At 61.6% G+C, this 17,112-nt stretch carries 22 protein-coding genes; 7 read left to right on the forward strand and 15 right to left on the reverse strand.

All coding sequences use genetic code 11. The features are described 5' to 3' along the window. Window positions 1–176: 176 nt before the first annotated feature. Entirely contained in the window at window positions 177–884 is a 708-nt protein-coding gene (locus tag BP846_RS10170) for a DUF1614 domain-containing protein (RefSeq protein ID WP_292395005.1), read from the reverse strand. Window positions 885–1,327: 443 nt separating this feature from the next. On the opposite strand from BP846_RS10170, the gene BP846_RS10175 reads away from it, so the two are divergent. Next, on the forward strand, window positions 1,328–2,047 hold the full coding sequence (locus tag BP846_RS10175; RefSeq protein WP_292395007.1) for an ATP-binding cassette domain-containing protein: 720 nt from the start codon (window positions 1,328–1,330) through the stop codon (window positions 2,045–2,047). A gap of 95 nt (window positions 2,048–2,142) precedes the next feature. Then, window positions 2,143–2,577 carry a rhodanese-like domain-containing protein gene (locus BP846_RS10180; protein WP_292395009.1) on the forward strand — a complete coding sequence of 145 codons (435 nt, stop codon included), beginning with the start codon at window positions 2,143–2,145 and terminating at the stop codon, window positions 2,575–2,577. Between the two features lie 3 nt (window positions 2,578–2,580). On the opposite strand, the gene BP846_RS10185 is transcribed toward BP846_RS10180, so the two are convergent. The 10 genes from BP846_RS10185 to BP846_RS10230 form a co-directional block, all read right to left on the reverse strand. After that, window positions 2,581–3,033 (reverse strand): RDD family protein, encoded by a 453-nt coding sequence (locus BP846_RS10185; RefSeq protein WP_292395011.1) that lies wholly within the window; start codon window positions 3,031–3,033, stop codon window positions 2,581–2,583. Between the two features lie 410 nt (window positions 3,034–3,443). After that, window positions 3,444–4,190, reverse strand: coding sequence for a proteasome assembly chaperone family protein (locus BP846_RS10190; RefSeq protein ID WP_292395013.1), 747 nt, complete (start codon window positions 4,188–4,190; stop codon window positions 3,444–3,446). Further along, a complete protein-coding gene (locus BP846_RS10195; protein WP_292395015.1) occupies window positions 4,172–4,339 on the reverse strand; it encodes an RNA-protein complex protein Nop10 in 168 nt (55 codons plus the stop codon). Before BP846_RS10195 ends, BP846_RS10190 begins: the two co-directional genes overlap by 19 nt. A gap of 6 nt (window positions 4,340–4,345) precedes the next feature. Then, entirely contained in the window at window positions 4,346–5,125 is a 780-nt protein-coding gene (locus BP846_RS10200; RefSeq protein WP_292395017.1) for a translation initiation factor IF-2 subunit alpha, read from the reverse strand. A gap of 7 nt (window positions 5,126–5,132) precedes the next feature. Then, the gene (locus BP846_RS10205; RefSeq protein WP_292395019.1) at window positions 5,133–5,321 is read right to left on the reverse strand and encodes a 30S ribosomal protein S27e; all 189 of its coding nucleotides are present in this window, start codon (window positions 5,319–5,321) and stop codon (window positions 5,133–5,135) included. Window positions 5,322–5,328: 7 nt separating this feature from the next. Further along, entirely contained in the window at window positions 5,329–5,607 is a 279-nt protein-coding gene (locus tag BP846_RS10210) for a 50S ribosomal protein L44e (RefSeq protein ID WP_292395021.1), read from the reverse strand. Window positions 5,608–5,644: 37 nt separating this feature from the next. After that, window positions 5,645–6,310, reverse strand: a complete 666-nt coding sequence (locus BP846_RS10215; RefSeq protein WP_292395023.1) for a hypothetical protein — start codon at window positions 6,308–6,310, stop codon at window positions 5,645–5,647. A gap of 1 nt (window position 6,311) precedes the next feature. Continuing rightward, a complete protein-coding gene (locus BP846_RS10220) occupies window positions 6,312–7,430 on the reverse strand; it encodes a DNA primase small subunit PriS (protein WP_292395025.1) in 1,119 nt (372 codons plus the stop codon). Continuing rightward, window positions 7,427–9,001: a tRNA uridine(34) 5-carboxymethylaminomethyl modification radical SAM/GNAT enzyme Elp3 gene (locus BP846_RS10225; RefSeq protein WP_292395027.1), complete on the reverse strand. Its 1,575-nt coding sequence runs from the start codon at window positions 8,999–9,001 to the stop codon at window positions 7,427–7,429. The genes BP846_RS10220 and BP846_RS10225 overlap by 4 nt, the downstream gene beginning before the upstream one ends. A gap of 3 nt (window positions 9,002–9,004) precedes the next feature. Next, a complete protein-coding gene (locus BP846_RS10230) occupies window positions 9,005–9,271 on the reverse strand; it encodes a UPF0058 family protein (RefSeq protein ID WP_292395029.1) in 267 nt (88 codons plus the stop codon). Window positions 9,272–9,347: 76 nt separating this feature from the next. On the opposite strand from BP846_RS10230, the gene BP846_RS10235 reads away from it, so the two are divergent. Further along, on the forward strand, window positions 9,348–10,211 hold the full coding sequence (locus tag BP846_RS10235) for an ADP-ribosylglycohydrolase family protein (protein ID WP_292395031.1): 864 nt from the start codon (window positions 9,348–9,350) through the stop codon (window positions 10,209–10,211). Between the two features lie 2 nt (window positions 10,212–10,213). Here the strand turns inward: BP846_RS10235 and BP846_RS10240 are convergent, their stop codons facing one another. After that, window positions 10,214–10,666 (reverse strand): UPF0179 family protein, encoded by a 453-nt coding sequence (locus tag BP846_RS10240; RefSeq protein ID WP_292395032.1) that lies wholly within the window; start codon window positions 10,664–10,666, stop codon window positions 10,214–10,216. 7 nt (window positions 10,667–10,673) lie between these two features. Then, window positions 10,674–11,756: an NAD(P)-dependent glycerol-1-phosphate dehydrogenase gene (locus BP846_RS10245; protein ID WP_292395034.1), complete on the reverse strand. Its 1,083-nt coding sequence runs from the start codon at window positions 11,754–11,756 to the stop codon at window positions 10,674–10,676. An 11-nt stretch (window positions 11,757–11,767) separates the two neighbouring features. Here BP846_RS10245 and BP846_RS10250 point away from each other — a divergent pair, with 11 nt between their 5' ends. Genes BP846_RS10250 through proS form a run of 3 tightly spaced genes read left to right on the forward strand, consistent with a single transcriptional unit; the run spans window position 11,768 to window position 14,639 of the window. Next, on the forward strand, window positions 11,768–12,613 hold the full coding sequence (locus BP846_RS10250) for a DUF63 family protein (protein WP_292395036.1): 846 nt from the start codon (window positions 11,768–11,770) through the stop codon (window positions 12,611–12,613). Beyond that, window positions 12,606–13,172, forward strand: coding sequence for a stage II sporulation protein M (locus BP846_RS10255; protein WP_292395038.1), 567 nt, complete (start codon window positions 12,606–12,608; stop codon window positions 13,170–13,172). The genes BP846_RS10250 and BP846_RS10255 overlap by 8 nt, the downstream gene beginning before the upstream one ends. 33 nt (window positions 13,173–13,205) lie before the next feature. After that, entirely contained in the window at window positions 13,206–14,639 is a 1,434-nt protein-coding gene (gene proS, locus BP846_RS10260) for a proline--tRNA ligase (RefSeq protein ID WP_292395040.1), read from the forward strand. On the opposite strand, the gene BP846_RS10265 is transcribed toward proS, so the two are convergent. Further along, on the reverse strand, window positions 14,640–15,095 hold the full coding sequence (locus BP846_RS10265; RefSeq protein WP_292395042.1) for a hypothetical protein: 456 nt from the start codon (window positions 15,093–15,095) through the stop codon (window positions 14,640–14,642). A gap of 480 nt (window positions 15,096–15,575) precedes the next feature. On the opposite strand from BP846_RS10265, the gene BP846_RS10270 reads away from it, so the two are divergent. Further along, a complete protein-coding gene (locus BP846_RS10270; protein WP_292395044.1) occupies window positions 15,576–16,496 on the forward strand; it encodes a DUF362 domain-containing protein in 921 nt (306 codons plus the stop codon). A gap of 3 nt (window positions 16,497–16,499) precedes the next feature. On the opposite strand, the gene BP846_RS10275 is transcribed toward BP846_RS10270, so the two are convergent. Beyond that, window positions 16,500–17,060, reverse strand: coding sequence for a manganese efflux pump MntP family protein (locus tag BP846_RS10275; RefSeq protein ID WP_292395046.1), 561 nt, complete (start codon window positions 17,058–17,060; stop codon window positions 16,500–16,502). Window positions 17,061–17,112: the final 52 nt, after the last annotated feature.

The raw sequence follows: 17,112 nt of genomic DNA on the forward strand, positions 1-17,112 counted from the left end.
AGTTCTCTGCTGGAGCACTACCGAATCGCCATGGGCGAGGCTGACGCTATATCCCCTCGAAATCCGTGCATGGGGTGCGCGACCAGAAGCGAAGCCTAAATTATCCGCATTATTTTGAAGTGGCCCTATGGATCGTCATCAAGATCTGCCCCGTGCGCCTCCCTCTTCTGGCATCATCACTCCTCCCTCTCCTGCGGGCAGACTCCCGCCTTCTCCCGCAGGCGTCTTCCTGCATACGCGGCCAGCAGGACCGAGAGCACACCGGTGATGAAGATGCCGTCGAATATCCCGGCCCCGCCTATGGAGAGGACCGTTGCCTTGCTTCCGGCAAGCGCCGCGAGGACTGCAGGGTTCGCGAGGTTGAGGATGTCGGCGCCGAGCAGGGTGCCCATGGTCCCGCCCGCGTAGGCGAGTCCGGGGGCGGTTTGGCAGCCGCGGGCGAGGAGGAGTCCTGTGGCAGCGCCTGCAAGGGGGGCGACATAGAACGGCATGGTGATCCCGAGGCCGGGGACCGGCGTTGCGAACGCGTAGGCGACGAGCGACACGAAGACGATGGCAGCGAGGGTCTTTGATGGTGAGACCCGGCTTCTCGCGACCATCCCGATGGTCACGAAGAGGGGAATGACGGCTCCACCCACGTTGACCGCGATGACGGCCTCGCCGATGGGGACGAGCGGTATGTTGATGAGGCTCCCGAGCAGCGCTCCCACGGTCACCAGCATCGCCTGGTAGAACCGGAGCCCGATCGATTCAAAGACCTCCTCGCTGATGAGGAGCAGGTTGAATATGACCAGAGCCGGTATGAGGACGGCTAGAGCGATGAGAACCTGCTCCGGACTGAAGGGAACCGGGAGAATGGCAATTGTGGATAAATCGGTCTCCATGACTCAAGTTTACCTGATGGGTCCATGCCTTAAATAGTTTGATCGGCATGCCCGGTATGGGCCTTCCGGGGCCGTTCTGTGGAGAGGCTGCCGCAAGACCTTCGGACCGGGGCGGGGTCGGCCTGCTTTACCGGCTACGGATTTCTCCCAGGTACTGGCTCGCTGGAGCAGTTTTATGGTAAAATGGGCATGTAAGGAAATATAAAAACCTTAAAGGATTAATTTTATGTCTATTTTTAAATAGATACATTCATGTGCAGATAGTCAAAATACTATTACCCTGTCGTTCCTTCCCCAAATCGGATAACGGGCACCGGATCGCACATCTCTGGGCGGTATTCCGCAGGTTAACTCCCATCCCGGAATGCCGCACATATATCGGGGTAATGGGTGATTGAAGACGATTTCGTTCTATCTGACTGACCGTGTCTGTGCGGAGGAGCATGACTGCCTTTACCGTTGAGGATCTGATCCAGCGCCTGGAGCAGCTTCAGGCACGAGGTCCGATCCCGTTCGATGTGAAGAGCGGAGAGATTTTTGGTATCCTCTGCACCCGCGGCCAGGGTCGGCGGACCCTGATTGCCGTTCTCATGACGATGCTCTTCCCGGTCTCCGGGTTTGCCGAGTCTTCACCGTTTGCGATCCTCGGGAACCTCGGGGATGTGCGGCGGAGCATGGGCATCGTCCTCCGGGAGTCAGTGCTCGACCCTGCGCTGACCGCGAGGGAGAACCTGGACTTCCACGCACGGCTGCACGGCCTGGATGACGAGATCAGGGGGAGAAGGATCCCTGAGGTTATCGGGCTTTTCAGGATATCCGGGAGCGCTGACACCGCGGTTGAGACCTACTCTCCCGCCATGGTGCAGCGTCTTGAGATCGCCCGGGCTTTTCTTACGCACCCGGATATCCTCTTCCTTGCTGAACCGACGAAGGGGCTGGACGAGCCCGGCCGCCGGGAGATCTGGAACCTGCTCCGGCGGCTGAACCGCGAGCGGAGGGTGACGATCGTCTTTACGACTCATGATATGGATGAAGCGGAGGCGATCTGCAACCGCGTTGCCGTGGTGGATGGCGGAGAGGTTGTAGCCCTGGATACGCCGGATACTTTCTGTGCAATAATGGCCATCAATGGTACGCTGCTGAAGTTTGACGATACTGCCTGAGGCTTCCGGGTTCTCGCACCGGCGGACGGATCCCGGGAATAAGAGTGACCCGGAGAACCACAACCCCTTTATCTTTGCAGTCGTGACATGGGAGTATGACCGACTCTTATCCGCCGCTCGCGTTCCTGCTCGCTCTCGGGAGCGCTGTCGCGGCCGTGCTTATCGCCGGATGCCTTGGCGGCGGTTCGGTCCCTGAAGACCGGATCATCCGGACCATACCGCCCGCCGAGGCATCTGCCCTGATAGAAGAGATGGGGCAGGGCTCCGGGTTTGTCATCATCGATGTCAGGAGACCGGACGAGTTCGCCGCCGGGCACATCCGGGGTGCGATCAACATTAACTCGGTGCAGTTCTCAGAACATCTCGCGAGTCTTGACCCGGGCGGGACCTATGTCATATACTGCCAGCGGGGCGGGCGGAGCGCAGGCGTCCGGGAACTGATGAGGGAGGCCGGATTCCGGGAGGTCTATGAGATCGAAGGCGGCATGAGTGCCTGGAGGGCTGCTGGGTATCCGGTGGTCAGGGGTTGACCCTCACTCCTCGCTCTTCACGTAGGTGACGCCTTCCGGCTCTTCCCTCTCCTGGGTTTCTATCACGATGGTGCGGGAAACCCGGTTGAAGAGCCTCTGTTTTGAGCCCGGCATGGCAAGCCATGCGATCAGGCAGTCGGGGACAAGGAGAAACGCCTTCCCGAAACTCTCGACCGCAGCAGCAGCAAAGCCGATCTCTTCCCCGCCACGGTCGGTGACCCGGATGTTCAGCGCCATCTTGCCGATGGACTGGCCCCGGTAACCCTCGAGCAGCGTCCAGTAGAGAAAGAGCACGACCGAAGAGAGGCTGATGGAGAGGAGTCCCGGGGCTACCGTGACCTGCCAGGTGGGCGGCAGCCGTTCGGAAAGCGCCGACACAGGAAGCCCGATCAGGAGAATGTCGATGAGCCAGGCCCAGAACCGGGTGCCCCAACCGGCGAGGCAGAGGGTGACCATACTACTCCTCTGTATCCTCCGTGGGCCTTAAGGATTCGTATCGGTCGATGCGGATTCGCTGGAACTACGATTCACCATCGAGCATGCGGCGTGAGCCACGCGCGAACTCCTCCCCCCGGGAATGCGCGACGTCTGTCGAACACGGTGATATACCGGGATGATATTGTTGCCCAGGTTGACAGGAGCCGGTTCAGGCTGCTCATTGCCAGGCCGTACCGATAACGACATGGCTGGAGATTCTCCTCCCCTGGCTGCTCGTAGCGATTCCCTGCGGGACGCGGGCAGAATACAAGAGCACGAATCCTCCATATAGAGACGGCACACCAGGGCCCATGCACACCTCGCGGAACCGGGGTGCGTACACGAGGGTTCCCGGCATGGTTTTCCCTGGAAGCCCAAAAAAAGAAGCACTATCCGATATAATTGAGTTCTTCCCGGGTCTTGGCCTCTTCGGCTTCCCGGATCTTCTCTATGGCCTGCTCCATATCCTCCGCACGCTCCTGCAGGGAGGTATGGTCGACCTCGATCCCGATCATGTGCGAGAGGACCGCAAGGAGGCTGTCGGCGCTCTTCGGGTCGACGAGGTAGCCGCTTGTCTCGCCCATAAGGCAGATCCCTTCGAGACCCCGCACCTCGCCGAGGCCGAGCAGGAGCCCCGACGCCCCCATGATCATCCCGCCGCTCCGGGCGTTCTCAAACGATCCCCCGGCCGCCTCCACCTCCGGCCGGAGATGCTCCATATTGACGGCAGAGAGCACCCTTGGGTTCTCGACCAGGTGGCCGACGCCGTAACCCCCGAGCGTATAGATCCGCCGGACACCGAGTTTCTCGGCGATATCCAGGTAGCGCTCGGCCAGGATGTAGTGGCCCTCGGCCGAGGTGCTCTGGAAGTCGCCCACGAGAAAGAGGATCGTTATTCCATCTTTCTCGCAGCGATATATCTCGTTATTGACCAGGTGAGTGACGCCCTGCTCGTCGACAACCACCTGCGGCGGGAAATGGATCGAAGAGATCTCCGCTATCTTCTCGCCCCCGAGTTCGTCGACCAGATGGTCGGCAACGAGTTTTCCGACGTGCCCGACACCGGGCAGGCCCTCGACCAGGATTGGAGCGCCGACGGTATCTTCCCGGAAAAAATTCACGGTGACGTCTTCCATCTGCGTACCGCCCTCCTGTAACTACAGTATCTATCCTCAGGGGAGAAACGTGCCGGATGAGCCGGCCGTGTCGGCCGGCCGCAGACCGGGCAGACCAGAGAAAGCGTGTACCTCAAGTCATGCGGACAGCGGCGAATGCGGCTACTCATACGGTCTTATCCGGCCTTCTGCTTCCGGATAAACTTACCGGAACCGCCTGCCCGTTCAACCACACCGACGGCAGCGTTTGCCGCCTTCTCGATGACTTTCTCTGCCGCTTTGTAATCGGGTGCGGTTACCTTTATCCGGTATTTTGGTGCTCCAACGTAGATCAGGTCGATCTCCGCATCTTCGACCTTCGGCTGGGCACTCCGGAGCGCCCGGCGGATAACGTTGACGCCGTCGGGCCGGGGCGACGTCAGGACAAGATGCCCTGTGATGGTCACCCTCGAGACCTTCACGTTCTCGTGCGCGATGGAGATGAGCGCTTCCTTGACCGGCTCGTCGAGTTTCAGCCTATCTGCTGCCTCGCCACCGGTGGTGACGATATCCTCGAAGGCCGGGTACAACAGGCCGTATTCACGGTATATGGCCTCTTCGATGACCTCACGGTTCACTCCCGCGGCTTCGGAGGCGAACCCGACCCATTTCGTGGCCTTCTGTTCGCTCTTCCACTCGTGAATCTTCTCGCGCCGCTGGTGTTCGTTTACGTCTTTTAGCGAGAGATCGATGTGGCCGCGGTCGGGGTCCACACCCAGGACTTTGCAGACGACCTTCTGTCCTTCCCGTATGTAGTCCCGGATATACTTTATCCAGCCCCGTGCTATCTCGGATATCGGTATGAGCCCTCTTCGCCCGTCGTACTCATCCAGGGTCACGAACGCCGCAAAGTCCTTGACGTCCGCGACCGTGCATACGACGAGTTCTCCTTCTTCGGGCCACTCTCTCTCATGCATGGAATAATCACTCAAGTACTGCCAGTATATCAGCCTTTATATCTGCTTTTCCGCCGTGGGGCTCTGCAAGGATACGCCCGCAGACGCTGCACTCCACAACGGTACTTGCTCTCTCAAAGACTATCTGTTCGTTCTCACAGTCGGGGCACTTTACCCGGAGGAATGTGCTCCTATTCTCTCTGTTCAGCCGGACCATAATAACCTCACTCCGTAAGTTCAAATTTACCGATCCGGAATCCCGGCCGGAGGTGCGCCTTTCCACAGACAGTGCAGCGATACCTGACGTTGATCTTCTTCGTCGGCTTGTCGCCGCCGGGCACCTTGCTGAACTTGCCCATGTTGCCCACCATGCTCCTGCGCCCTTTCTGGCGGTCGATCCAGTTGAAATGGCGTACCTTGCCCTTCTTCACCTTCACGACTTCATGAACCTGGTGATTTCTGCAGAATGGGCAGTACGTCTTGAATTTTGATGGCATTTTCATGATAGTAGCCTCTATTCAATAGATTCGAGTACCTATATTACTTGTTAAGCCTAATATTTAAGGCTATGTCGTGCTCGCAGAGCACGTCTGCATTGCTTTCCGGCAGGGTGACGATATCCCCCTGCTTCAACCCGTAGACTCTGCCGTCCACTCCCATGAACGACTCCATATCGGAGCGGATGTGCACGAGGGCGTAAGGAGACTGGACAGGGCGGGGAGCGGGGGCCGCCGGCACGCCTGATCCGGAGGCCGCCGGGGCATCATCGATAAGGTCGATCCTGTCGACGGCGGCTGCACCGCTGCCGTTGAATGAGTACTCCTCCCCGTGGACGAGCACTTCCCGGCAGCCCTCGATGGCGTCGACGATCTGCCCGTACATCATCCGCTCCGCCGGGAGCATCTTTCTCGCCTCTTCCTTATCGAAGTACTGTCCCTCGATCTGCTGGAACGCAAGGTCAAGGATCTGGCGGGTCCGGATGGAGAAGATCTCCTGCACAGTCTCGGTGACGCTCCCTATCTCCTCGATGAGCAGGCTTCCCGCCCGACTCTCCAGGGGGTTTTCGAGACCGTAGTAGTCCGCCTTAAGTTTCTCGACGTACGCCCGGGCATCCTCGTAGAGGCCGGGCTCGATATCGGAGAGCCTTCCCGAGTGGTGCATGTCAAGCAGCATCTGCCGCAGTTTCTCTAAGAGGTCGGCGGCCATTTCATGCACCCCCGGCGATCTCCGCCATGTTCCGGCAGCAGAGGAAGACCGCCAGCGCCTCGGGGACTTTCGCGGCCCCAATCTTGAGCGTGTAGGTGTTCCCGAGCAGGGATGTGGTGAAGTTTGCTTTCATCTCCACCCGTACCTCCCGCTCGCCGAAGACCACTGCGTCCACGAGCGGGTCGAAATCAGCGAGGTCCCGGATATCGAGCGGCACCACCCGCATGCCGCTGCCGCCGTGCAGCGACCCCGGCGCCCGGATCAGCCGCTTGATATCGGTCGTGACCGGCTCATCCGCACGTGCCCCTGCGTCCCGGACCCGGCTGCCAAAGTCAGGTGCAGCCACAATCGCCCGGACGACCCGGTCCTGCAGGAGGTCGCCGGGGTCCTTCTCCGGAAGAGCGCCGAGGCCTGCAAGGAACTCTGCAGCCGCCCGTTTGCTGATCCCGGCCGGCCCCGTCAGCCAGGCCGTCGCCTCCGCGGGGTCGAGGCCGCGAAGCCAGAGCAGGTGGTCACGGAGGGCATCGGCGTAGCGCCGCCGCCACCCGGTCCTGGGAGCCGCGGTGAGGTCGAGCATCACGGCGGGGTCGATCCCGATACCGCAGACGTAGTCGACGATCTCGCGCCGCTCCGGGCTCCCCCAGCCCCGGACGGCAATATCGGTGACGTGGATATGGTAACCGCGCCCCCCGGAGAAGGCGATCCTGATATGGTTCCGGGAGAATCCGAGTTCGTCGACGAGCATCCCAACCAGTTTCAAGGTCTCCTCCTTGACCCGCGCAAGCATCACTGCGTAGGGGCCGCGGACGATCTGGTCGGCGTCGAGATCGAAGATCAGGTCGGCGCCGGCCCAGTGCTTATCGTTCATCGTCGGCGCGGACGGCGTCTGGTAGTAGGCCGTCGAGTAATAGACGTGAGCGGGAACCAGGTTTTTGACGTAGGCTGCAAGTTCCTGCGGATCCACAAACGCCATGTGCCGCCGCATCCTGACTTCGGCCGAGGCGTCAAAGAAGACAAACCCCCATTCGCGCTGCTCAAGGGATGACGGAGCGGCGAGGTTCTGCCTCTGATAGTACTCAGTGAACCTCTGCTTCACAAACTCGAGCGTTGCGGGCTTCATGAGAACGTCTTGATCATGTATGGGCCCACTCGTTCATATCCCTGTTTCCTGTAGTAGGGCCGCACCCCGACACCGCTCATCACAGCGAGCCGCCGGTAACCGTGGTCGCGGGCCTCCTCCTCTGCCGCGGCGAGGAGCCGGACGCCGAAACTACGGTGCTGCCACTCGTCGGTCGCCGCCGGGGTGCTGAGAGGCACCACGCTCCCGTAGACGTGGAGCTCGCGCAGGAGCGCCGCGCCGACGAGGTCGTCGCGGAAGGGCTGGTGCGGGAACCGGAGACGGGCGAACCCGACAAGGGCGTCTTCCGAGCCCGCCTGGATGAACCGCTCTTCCCCGCCGCAGGACCGGTAGGCATAGGTCGAGACCGCCGCCGCCTCCGGCGCAATCGTCCTGCCCACCTCGCGGCACCGGATGCACCGGCACCGGAGCCCCTGCGAATGAAGCCGCTCCTCTGCAAGCTGCCGGAAGTTGCTGTGCCGTGAACCCGCAACGATCAGCTTTGCCGGTATGTCCCGCTGGATACGCTGGAGGCGGACGTACTCCGGGAGGAGCGATTTTCCGTAGGCAATGAGGTCGATCAGTTCCTCCTCGGTGTAGGGCCGGTAGTCGCCCCGCTCCCAGAGGGCCTCGATCTCAGATGCCGGCGTCACCAGGGTCGGGTAGATCTTCAGGAAGTCCGGCCGGAACCGTGGATCGGCGAAGAGTTCCTCAAACATCCGCCGGTCGTCGGCCAGGCTCGCTCCGGGGAGGTTCGGCATCACATGGAACCCCACCTTCAGCCCGGCGTCGCGCAGGAGGCAGTTCGCCTCGACTGAGTCTGCGACCGAGTGGCCCCGCCGGTTGTAGTCGAGGATCCGGTCGTCCAGGTGCTGGACGCCGACCTCCACCTTGGTCACGCCCATCGTGAGCATCCGGTCGATATGCTCCTTCCGGCACCAGTCCGGCCTCGTCTCGAACGTGGTCGCGACGCATCGGACCCTCGATGTCTCGTTCGCGGCAAAGACCGCCGCTAGATCGGGCTTTTCCAGCGGGATTCCGGCCCGGGGATAGTCGTTCATCGCCTGCACGGCGGCCCCGACGAACCACTCCTGGTATTCGACCGTTCGGGCGGTCATCGTCCCGCCCATCACGATCAGCTCTGCCTTATCGATGTGGTGGCCGAGCGCCTCGAACTGCCCGAGACGGGCCTGAACCTGACTGTAGGGGTCGAACGCGTGCTCACGGGCCCTGAGCGCTGCCGGCTCCTCTCCTGTGTAACTCTGGGGAGACTTGAAAGGATGCTCCGGCCCGCCGGGGCAGGGGAGGCACTTTCCGTGGGGGCAGGGGTGGGGTGAGGTCATCACCGCGACGGGCGCCACCCCTGAGAGTGTCCGGGTAGGTTTGACCAGGAGAATCGGCCGGAGCCGCTCGCGCTCGTCCGGCATGGCTGCGGCGAGAACTGCGGAGTTTTTGGGCATATTGATGCCGTACTCCCGGCAGACATCAAGTTTGATCTTCTGGACGTCGGCGGGCTCGGGGCCGAGAGAAAGGATGCGGGAGATGATCTCCCGGAGAGTATCGGTATCGTTCATCGTTTAATGTTCGGTTGCAATCCGTTCGGACTGAAAATCGGCGTGGTATTCGATGTATGGGTTATGGTTGGCCCTGATGTGCTGGACTATCTCGTTTCCCAGAGTCAGGATAGCCTTTTTATGTGTTACCTTATTCTTATGGATATGGACGGGTGAGATGTGGAGTGCGTTATACTGGTCCGTCGGGACATCCTCTCCTGTGGTGCTTTCATAATACTTTCTGATGTGGACTAACAGCATGTGTAAGTGGAGCAGCTCTTCTTTTTGCACAATATCACCTTTCCTCGAAGAATACTACTGTCCGCGGGTAGATATAATTTGTTGGTGATCTTTTTATATGCACAAGATGCGGGCAGTCGGGGCGCTCATCGGGCTTGCAATCGGCGACGCACTGGGCGCGCCCCTGGAAGGCCTTCCGCCGCCGTCGGTTCGGGTAACGGAGATGCACGGGGGCGGGATTCATAATACCCTTCCAGGCCAGTACACCGACGACACTCTGCAGGCGTCAGCTCTCGCGGAGACCCTCGTCCAGTGCGGGGGGTTCGACACGGACGACTTCGCCCGGCGCTTAATCCGCGCATACCGGGCCCATCCGGGATTCTTCGGGCCGACTTCCCGGGCCGTCCTCGACCTGATCGAGAGCGGTGTCGGCCCCAGGGATGCCGCGAGGATGGCGCATGAGACGCTAGGAGGGAGCAGGAGCAACGGGAGCGTGATGCGAGGGGTCCCGGTCGGCATCTTCTATTCACCCCGGGAGGTGCGGGAAGCAAGCCTCGCTGCATCGGGGGTCACCCACTTCGACACCGCCGCCGGCGAAGCCTCGGCGTTCGTCAACCGGATGGTCAGCGGGATGTGCCGGGGAGAAGAGGCAGGTGCGGCGTTCGGGCATGCTCTCGCCGCCTGTCATGATCCGGAACTCCGGGGGCTGCTCGAAGACTACCAGGCATACCCGCCCGAGCCCTCGCTCGACGCCCTCCTCTGCACCCACTGCGCTGTCAGGGTCTTCATGGAAGCCTCATCCTTCCGTGATGCGGTGGTCACGGCGGTCAACCTCGGGGGCGATGCTGATACCGTCGGCGCGATCGTCGGCGGACTCGCCGGGGCGTGCTTTGGGTGTCGGGCAATTCCTGCGTCGTGGCTCTCGACACTCTGTGACCGGGAGGACCTCCTCGCTCTTGCCCGACGACTCTCTCTCGCGAGCAGGCCGTAGCGTCAGATCGGCCGCAGTTCCACCAGTTTCAGGGGGCGGCCCCGTTCGCAGACGTCGGGGGCGTTGCCGATGACCTCCCCGACGATGTACTTATCCCCCTCGATGATGCCGTCAGGTCGGCAGAGCCGGTAACTCCGGCACTCAGTTCTCGTGCAGGAGAACTCGTACCTGACCTTGGAGTTCGCTATCGCCATATCGGCGCCTATCAGCGCGACGATGGGGGCCTCCACGACGTCGATCGCGACCGCCGCCTCGTGGTGAACCGGGCAGTCATGCCGGGTATTTGAGCGGATCGCAACGATCCGGTATTTCTTCCCGGACTGCAGGTTGTGGCAGACCTTGCGCACCTTGCAGCTCTCGCACTCGGTGCATGTGCTGCCTTCATAGACGAAATCAAGCCCCGGCTTTGCGAGCGCGGCGCCGATCAGCGTCACCTTTGTCTTCTGTTGTACCATCTGTCACTCACTCCCGGTAGAGCATCTTCACGAGGTCCCGCGCCGACTCCACGGTCAGCCCCATATCCAGTATCGTGAACCGCTCCGGCCGGATCGTCCGGGCGGCGAGCAGCGCCGCAACAGCCGTCTCGTCGTCGACGCCGATATCGGCCGGAGTGGTCGGTGCACCGATCTTCCGTAGCGAGTCGCGGATCCCTTTCCAGTCCCCGCCGTGGAGGTACATCGTTATGATGGCCCCGATACCGCATTTCTCCCCGTGAAGACCCTTTCCCGGTGCAAGCCGGTCCAGAGCGTGGGAGAACTTGTGCTCGCCGCCGCTGCCGGGCCGGGACGACCCCGCGATACTCATCGCGACGCCTGAAGAGACCAGCGCTTTCGTCACCAGCCAGGCGCTCTCCTCGGAGTGCGGTTTGATGAGGTCGGCGTTCCGGAAGAGGATCTCGGCGGTCATCCGGGAGAGCGTCAGCGCATACTCCGAGAGCGGTTCGCCCCTGAGGCGGTGGGAGAGTTCCCAGTCGAGGATTGCGGTGTGGTTTGCTATGATGTCCGCACACCCAGATGCCAGTAGCCGGTGGGGCGCCGAAGCGATGATGGCGGTATCGGCGACGACGGCGATGGGCGGTTCGGCGGCGAGCGAGACGTTCCCGTCGGCGGTCGGGACCGAGGCCCGCGAGGAGGCGATGCCGTCGTGCGATGCGGCGGTGGGGACGCTGATGAAGTGGCGGTCGGCGTTGTAGGAAGCGATCTTCGCGGTATCGATGACCCGGCCCCCGCCGACACCGATGACGAACCTGGCCTTCGCTGCCGCCGCCTCGGCCTTCTTGATGGTTTCGAGGGGTTTGTCACCGGCGGCGGCAAACGTCACAACGTCGTAGGAGTCCTCAAGAAGCGCCTCAACCCTCCTCCCGGCAATATCCCTCGTCTGGCTCCCCGATATGATGAGCACAGAGTCGCCGAGAGCAAGGTCTTCGCAGACAGCCGGGATCTGCTCGATGACGTCGTGGCCGATGACGACATCACGAGGGAGCTGCATCCATTTGGACTTGTCGAAGACCTTGGTTCTGAGTAGATTTATGCCGTCTGCGCTCATTAAGATCAGTAATGATTAGGGAGTTCCTCTACAAATATTACATCGATCCCATCCGATACGGCCAGGCGTATACGCTCATCGATACGCTGACCTACGCCCTGATCCTCATCGTCGCAGTCTACCTCGTCTACCGGGGGCTCCGGCGGTATAAGATCGCCATCGACGACGAGCTCGTGCTTGCGACCCTGCCCTTCGTCGTCCTCGGCGGGCTGCTGCGTGTCGTCGAGGATACCGGTATGGTCACATCGGACTTCCGGTTCCTCCTGATCACACCCTTGATCTTCTTCACGATCTTCGCAGTTGCGGCGGTCGCCCTCTTCGCGGGAAAACTCGCGGAGAACGAAGGAATCGTCGCCCGTTACAGCCGGGTCTACGGGGGGACGGGCATCGCCGCCTGCCTTCTTGCCACCGCGGCGCTCGTCTGGTTCGGCCTCACTGAGGCAAGGATTGCGCTCGATGTCCTCGCCACCATCCTCATGCTCGCGCTCATCACGTCGCTTGCTCTCTGGGCGTTCCTGGTCTACGGCCTGAAGTGGTCGTATGCCTCAAATATCCTCTACAAACTCCTGATCTTCGGCCATATGCTGGATGCCAGCGCGACGAGTTACGGCATCGATATCCATCCTGTCCACTACGTGGAGCAGCACGTCGTGGGCTCGAGCCTGATCGACGCGACCGGCACAGCGTTTTCGATGTTCTTCCTCAAGATCGCGGTCATCATCCCTGCCATTTATGTCCTTGAGATGTATAGGCGGGAGGGAAATTCAGGTCTCTGGCACCTCATCCTGCTTGCCATGATCGTTGTCGGCATGGCGCCGGGAATACGGGACCTGGTGCGGATGGTGCTCTATGTCTGAGGGCTCACTCGCCGGGGCCACGGGTCTTGCGGCTGTCCTCTTTGCCGTCTCGGTCGGCCTCGGCGTCGTTGCTGTGGCCCGCGACCCGGCGGTCGGCGCGGAGGTCATGACGCTCTTCCGCGACCAGGTCGCAAGCCAGCTCCTCTCCGACTCCCCGCCAGTCCTTGCGGGTAAGATATTCATAAACAATCTCAGCACTTGCGCCCTCCTCTTCCTCGGGGGAGCCTCCTTCGGCGTGGTCACGGTGCTGATCCTCACGGCGAACGGGCTCCTGATCGGTGCGGTGGCGGAACTCGTGCGGCAGCAGCAGGGTCTGCTCTTCATCGCGGCGGCGCTCGTCCCGCACGGCATCTTCGAGATCCCCTCCTTCCTTATCGCGGGGGGTCTCGGGCTCCTCCTCGGGCAGGAACTCATCGCCGAGTGGCATGGAAGAGGCGATGCCGCTGCCGGAGCCTGGTCTCTGGCCCGCCTCTTTCTCCGGGTAGTCGTCCCGCTCCTGGCGGTTGCCGCGGTCGTAGAGGCATTTATTACGCCGGCAATCATAAGTATGATCGCTTAGAGAGGCAATCATAATTTTTGAGGTACGAGACGGATGGAAGAAGATACAGGCGCACTTCCCCGGAAAGACGATTTTTCCGAGTGGTACAATGAGGTTCTCTGGCGAGCCGAGATCATGGACGTCCGCTACCCGGTCAAGGGGCTATACGTCTGGTATCCCCATGGGTTCGCCATCAGGAAACGTGCATACGGGATACTCCGGAACCTGATGGACCGCGACCATGAGGAGACGATGTTTCCGCTCCTGATCCCCGAGACCGAGTTCATGAAGGAGGCCACGCACATCAAGGGTTTCGAGGACGAGGTCTACTGGGTCACCCACGGCGGCAAGAATGAGCTCGACGTGCCGCTCGCTCTCCGGCCCACGAGCGAGACCGCCATCTACCCGATGTACTCGCTCTGGATCCGGTCTCACACCGACCTGCCCCTGAAACTCTACCAGATCGTCAACACGTTCCGCTACGAGACGAAACACACCCGCCCGCTCATCCGTCTCCGGGAGATCACGTCGTTTAAGGAGGCGCATACCGTGCATGCGACCCGGGAGGAGGCTGCGGCGCAGGTCGAGGTCGCACTCGGCCTCTATAAGGAGTTCTACGAGAGCCTCCGGGTGCCGGTGATCATATCCCGTCGCCCCGACTGGGACAAATTCCCGGGTGCCGACTACACCATCGCGGTCGATACCATCATGCCTGATGGAAAGACGCTCCAGATAGGGACGGTGCACATGCTCGGCGACCACTTCTCCCGCACCTACGATATCACCTACGAGGATGCGAACGGGGAGCGGCAGTATGCCTACCAGACCTGCTACGGCATATCCGAGCGGTCGATTGCGGCCACAATCAGCATCCATGGCGACGACAAAGGGCTCGTGCTGCCGCCGGAGGTTGCGCCGATAGAGGTCGTCATCGTGCCGATCATCGTCGGGAAACGGCGCGACGAAGTGCTCACGGCGGCTGCGGCGCTCGAGGAGGATCTCCGGAACGCCGGGTTTGTCGTGAAACTGGACGGTCGGGACATGCGCCCGGGCGCGAAGTACTACCACTGGGAGATGCGTGGTGTCCCGCTGCGGATCGAGATCGGGCCGCGCGACATCGACGCGAACACGGTCGTTGCCGTCACGCGGAGCGGCCAGAAGATCACGCTCGACCGCCGGGGCGTCGTTGAAGGAGTATTCTCGGTCCTTGCAGAGTTCAGGGAGGGGATCTCGCAGGCGGCGCGGCAGGCGATGGCCGACCGGATCACCGTTGTCGGGACCCTCGATGAGACCGCTATCGCGGTGAAGAACGGGGTTGCGGTCGTTCACTGGTGTGGGTCACAGGAATGCGCAGAAAAAATTGAGGCGGCTGTGGATGCGAGCATCCTCGGGTCCGATATCCGATCGGACCTGATCACCGTCTCGGACGGCCCGTGCATCGCCTGCGGCGGCAAGGGCATGTCCACCCTGGTTGCCCGGACCTACTGATCAGCAGGACGGGCAGATATACGCTTTCGGGTGTTCGGGGGACTGGAGGTCTCCCGAGATCACCGCTTTTCCGCCCGAGACGAACATTCTGCCGCACTTCGAGCACCTTTTCGGGAGCAGCTGTTCCCAGCGGCTCATCGGAACTTCCAGAGTAAACTGCATCTTCTCCGCGTCAGCGGGGTTGCACTGGCTGAGCTCCTCATACCGGGAGAGGATCTGCATGACCTGGAACGGGTTTGCTCCCTTGTTGCAGAACCGTTTGAAGACAAAGAATTGAAAGATCATCCACCCGAGGTCGGAACGTTCGAGGGTCTCCTCATACTCGTTGCATGTTCCATCGTCTTCGTCGAGGGAATATCCGCAGAGGGGGCAGCGCCCGCCCACGAGTTCGTCCAGGAAGACCTCTTCGTGGCAGCTGGGACAGGTGGTGTGGGGGGTATGCATTCTGGAAGTCATGGTTGTACTGGCCTCATACCTTTTCTCTCTCCGAAGACCCCGGGCTCTGCCTCGTGTCCTCCGAGAGCATTCCACGCAAGTATGCGCGGTCTCTACGATGTCTGAGGTTTTACTACGTATTGCGTTCGTGGTGCTCTTATACGTGTCGAATGCGACGCCCGGATCCACACACCCGGGCGCCTGGTTGGGGCGGCGCTCTTCGCCGATGTCGGTGCCAGGATGGCTTTCCGAAGGGATACCGGGAATCACACCCCCCCTGCGAGACGATACCCCCCTGCTCTGGTGCATTGGGTTTTCCCGGTTCCCGGCGCTCCCTCGGTTGCTCATCGCCTCTTTCATCCCGACAGGGGCTCGGGCCGCTATCCGTCCCCCCTTATCAGGAAAATTGCAATCCCTCGAATCTGTTGTCCCCCTGGTAACCGGGTTTCTGCAGGGCCGGGCGGCGTATATATTTATAGGTTGGCAGGTCACTCTGCGCGCATGGCATCTCCTGCGGCATCTGAAGTCTACATCATCGATGCATCGGATCGCTACCACGCCGTAAAGACGCTCTGGCACGAGGTCGGACCCCCCTCCCTCGACGGGAAAGACGTCGCGGTCAAGGCGAACTTCAACAGCGACGACCCGTTCCCCGCGACGACCCATCCCGACACCCTGGAGGCCATCCTCGGACAGGTCCGCGATGCCGGTGCCCGGACGATCCGGCTCGGGGAGCGGAGCGGGATGGGGGAGACGCGTGCGGTGCTGAAGAACCGGGGTGCAGTCGGTATAGCGGCCCGGATGGGAGCAGAGGTGGTGGCGCTCGACGACCTCCCTCCGGAGGGGTGGGAGGCGGTCCCCCCGGACGGCCTCCACTGGGAACGGGGGTTTCTGATCGCCCGGCTCTTCCGGGAGGCCGATGCGGTGGTTCAGACCTGTTGTTTAAAGACCCACCGGTTCGGCGGGCATGTCTCCCTCTCTCTGAAGAACCAGGTAGGGGCCGTGGCGAAGAGGAACCCCGAAAACGGCTACAACTACATGGCGGAACTACACACGTCGCCGCACCAGCGCAGGATGATCGCCGAGATAAACCGGTTCTGTGCCTGTGATATCACTATCATGGATGCGACGGAGGGGTTCTCGTCCGGGGGTCCCGAGAAGGGCGGCCTCATCGCGCCGAATATCATCCTCGCGAGTACAGACCGCGTGGCCCTCGATGCCGCCGGGATCGCGCTGCTCCGCAGCTACGGCTCGACGCCGGAGGTGATGCGGGGCCGGATCTTTGCGATGGACCTGATCGCCCGGGCGGCAGAACTCGGTATCGGCGTTCGGTCGGCGCAGGATCTCAGGCTCGTCGCGCTCGACCAGGAGAGTAAAGATCTCGCCTTTGATATGCGGCGGATCCTGGACGAGGCAGCCTGAGCATCAGAAGATGATATGGTCGAGCAGAATACGGATACCGATGCCTATCAGGATCACCCCGCCGAGGATCTCGACTTTCCGCCCGAATAACCGGCCGAACGAACTCCCTATCAGCACACCGGTGGCGGAGAGGGCAAAGGTTACAGCGCCGATCGTGATTGCGGGCCAGAGGACCGGCGTATCCAGCACGGCAAAGGTGACGCCGACCGCCAGAGCGTCGATGCTTGTCGCAACGGCGAGCAGAAGCAGGGTTGCCATGCTCGCGGTGGCAAACTGCACGTTATCGCCGTCCCCCCGCACCGCCTCGACGATCATCTTCCCGCCGATCAGGGCAAGCAGCAAGAAGGCGATCCAGGGGCCGTAGGCCCCGATGAACGAAGTCAGGCTCACCCCGCCGAGCCACCCGAGCACCGGCATCCCTGCCTGGAATCCGCCGAAGAGCGCCCCGACGATGAGGGCATACCTGGCCCGGCCGTCCCGCACGGCGGCCCCTCCACTGACCGCAACGGCGAACGCATCCATCGCAAGGCCGACGGCGATGAGGAGGGTTGTCGCGAACTCCATTTCTCCTGTAAATACAGGCTGCGATACCGGATAACGCTATGGCCCGGCGGTT

Origin of the sequence: Methanoculleus sp. UBA303, from assembly GCA_002501655.1 — an archaeon.
In the GTDB taxonomy this organism is placed as follows: domain Archaea; phylum Halobacteriota; class Methanomicrobia; order Methanomicrobiales; family Methanoculleaceae; genus Methanoculleus.

Coding starts and splice junctions, on each gene's coding strand:
- BP846_RS10170 (WP_292395005.1), bottom strand. CDS start 884: ATGGAGACCGATTTATCCACAATTGCCATTCTCCCGGTTCCCTTCAGT.
- BP846_RS10175 (WP_292395007.1), top strand. CDS start 1,328: ATGACTGCCTTTACCGTTGAGGATCTGATCCAGCGCCTGGAGCAGCTT.
- BP846_RS10180 (WP_292395009.1), top strand. CDS start 2,143: ATGACCGACTCTTATCCGCCGCTCGCGTTCCTGCTCGCTCTCGGGAGC.
- BP846_RS10185 (WP_292395011.1), bottom strand. CDS start 3,033: ATGGTCACCCTCTGCCTCGCCGGTTGGGGCACCCGGTTCTGGGCCTGG.
- BP846_RS10190 (WP_292395013.1), bottom strand. CDS start 4,190: ATGGAAGACGTCACCGTGAATTTTTTCCGGGAAGATACCGTCGGCGCT.
- BP846_RS10195 (WP_292395015.1), bottom strand. CDS start 4,339: ATGAGTAGCCGCATTCGCCGCTGTCCGCATGACTTGAGGTACACGCTT.
- BP846_RS10200 (WP_292395017.1), bottom strand. CDS start 5,125: ATGCATGAGAGAGAGTGGCCCGAAGAAGGAGAACTCGTCGTATGCACG.
- BP846_RS10205 (WP_292395019.1), bottom strand. CDS start 5,321: ATGGTCCGGCTGAACAGAGAGAATAGGAGCACATTCCTCCGGGTAAAG.
- BP846_RS10210 (WP_292395021.1), bottom strand. CDS start 5,607: ATGAAAATGCCATCAAAATTCAAGACGTACTGCCCATTCTGCAGAAAT.
- BP846_RS10215 (WP_292395023.1), bottom strand. CDS start 6,310: ATGGCCGCCGACCTCTTAGAGAAACTGCGGCAGATGCTGCTTGACATG.
- BP846_RS10220 (WP_292395025.1), bottom strand. CDS start 7,430: ATGAAGCCCGCAACGCTCGAGTTTGTGAAGCAGAGGTTCACTGAGTAC.
- BP846_RS10225 (WP_292395027.1), bottom strand. CDS start 9,001: ATGAACGATACCGATACTCTCCGGGAGATCATCTCCCGCATCCTTTCT.
- BP846_RS10235 (WP_292395031.1), top strand. CDS start 9,348: ATGCGGGCAGTCGGGGCGCTCATCGGGCTTGCAATCGGCGACGCACTG.
- BP846_RS10240 (WP_292395032.1), bottom strand. CDS start 10,666: ATGGTACAACAGAAGACAAAGGTGACGCTGATCGGCGCCGCGCTCGCA.
- BP846_RS10245 (WP_292395034.1), bottom strand. CDS start 11,756: ATGAGCGCAGACGGCATAAATCTACTCAGAACCAAGGTCTTCGACAAG.
- BP846_RS10250 (WP_292395036.1), top strand. CDS start 11,768: ATGATTAGGGAGTTCCTCTACAAATATTACATCGATCCCATCCGATAC.
- BP846_RS10255 (WP_292395038.1), top strand. CDS start 12,606: ATGTCTGAGGGCTCACTCGCCGGGGCCACGGGTCTTGCGGCTGTCCTC.
- proS (WP_292395040.1), top strand. CDS start 13,206: ATGGAAGAAGATACAGGCGCACTTCCCCGGAAAGACGATTTTTCCGAG.
- BP846_RS10265 (WP_292395042.1), bottom strand. CDS start 15,095: ATGACTTCCAGAATGCATACCCCCCACACCACCTGTCCCAGCTGCCAC.
- BP846_RS10270 (WP_292395044.1), top strand. CDS start 15,576: ATGGCATCTCCTGCGGCATCTGAAGTCTACATCATCGATGCATCGGAT.
- BP846_RS10275 (WP_292395046.1), bottom strand. CDS start 17,060: ATGGAGTTCGCGACAACCCTCCTCATCGCCGTCGGCCTTGCGATGGAT.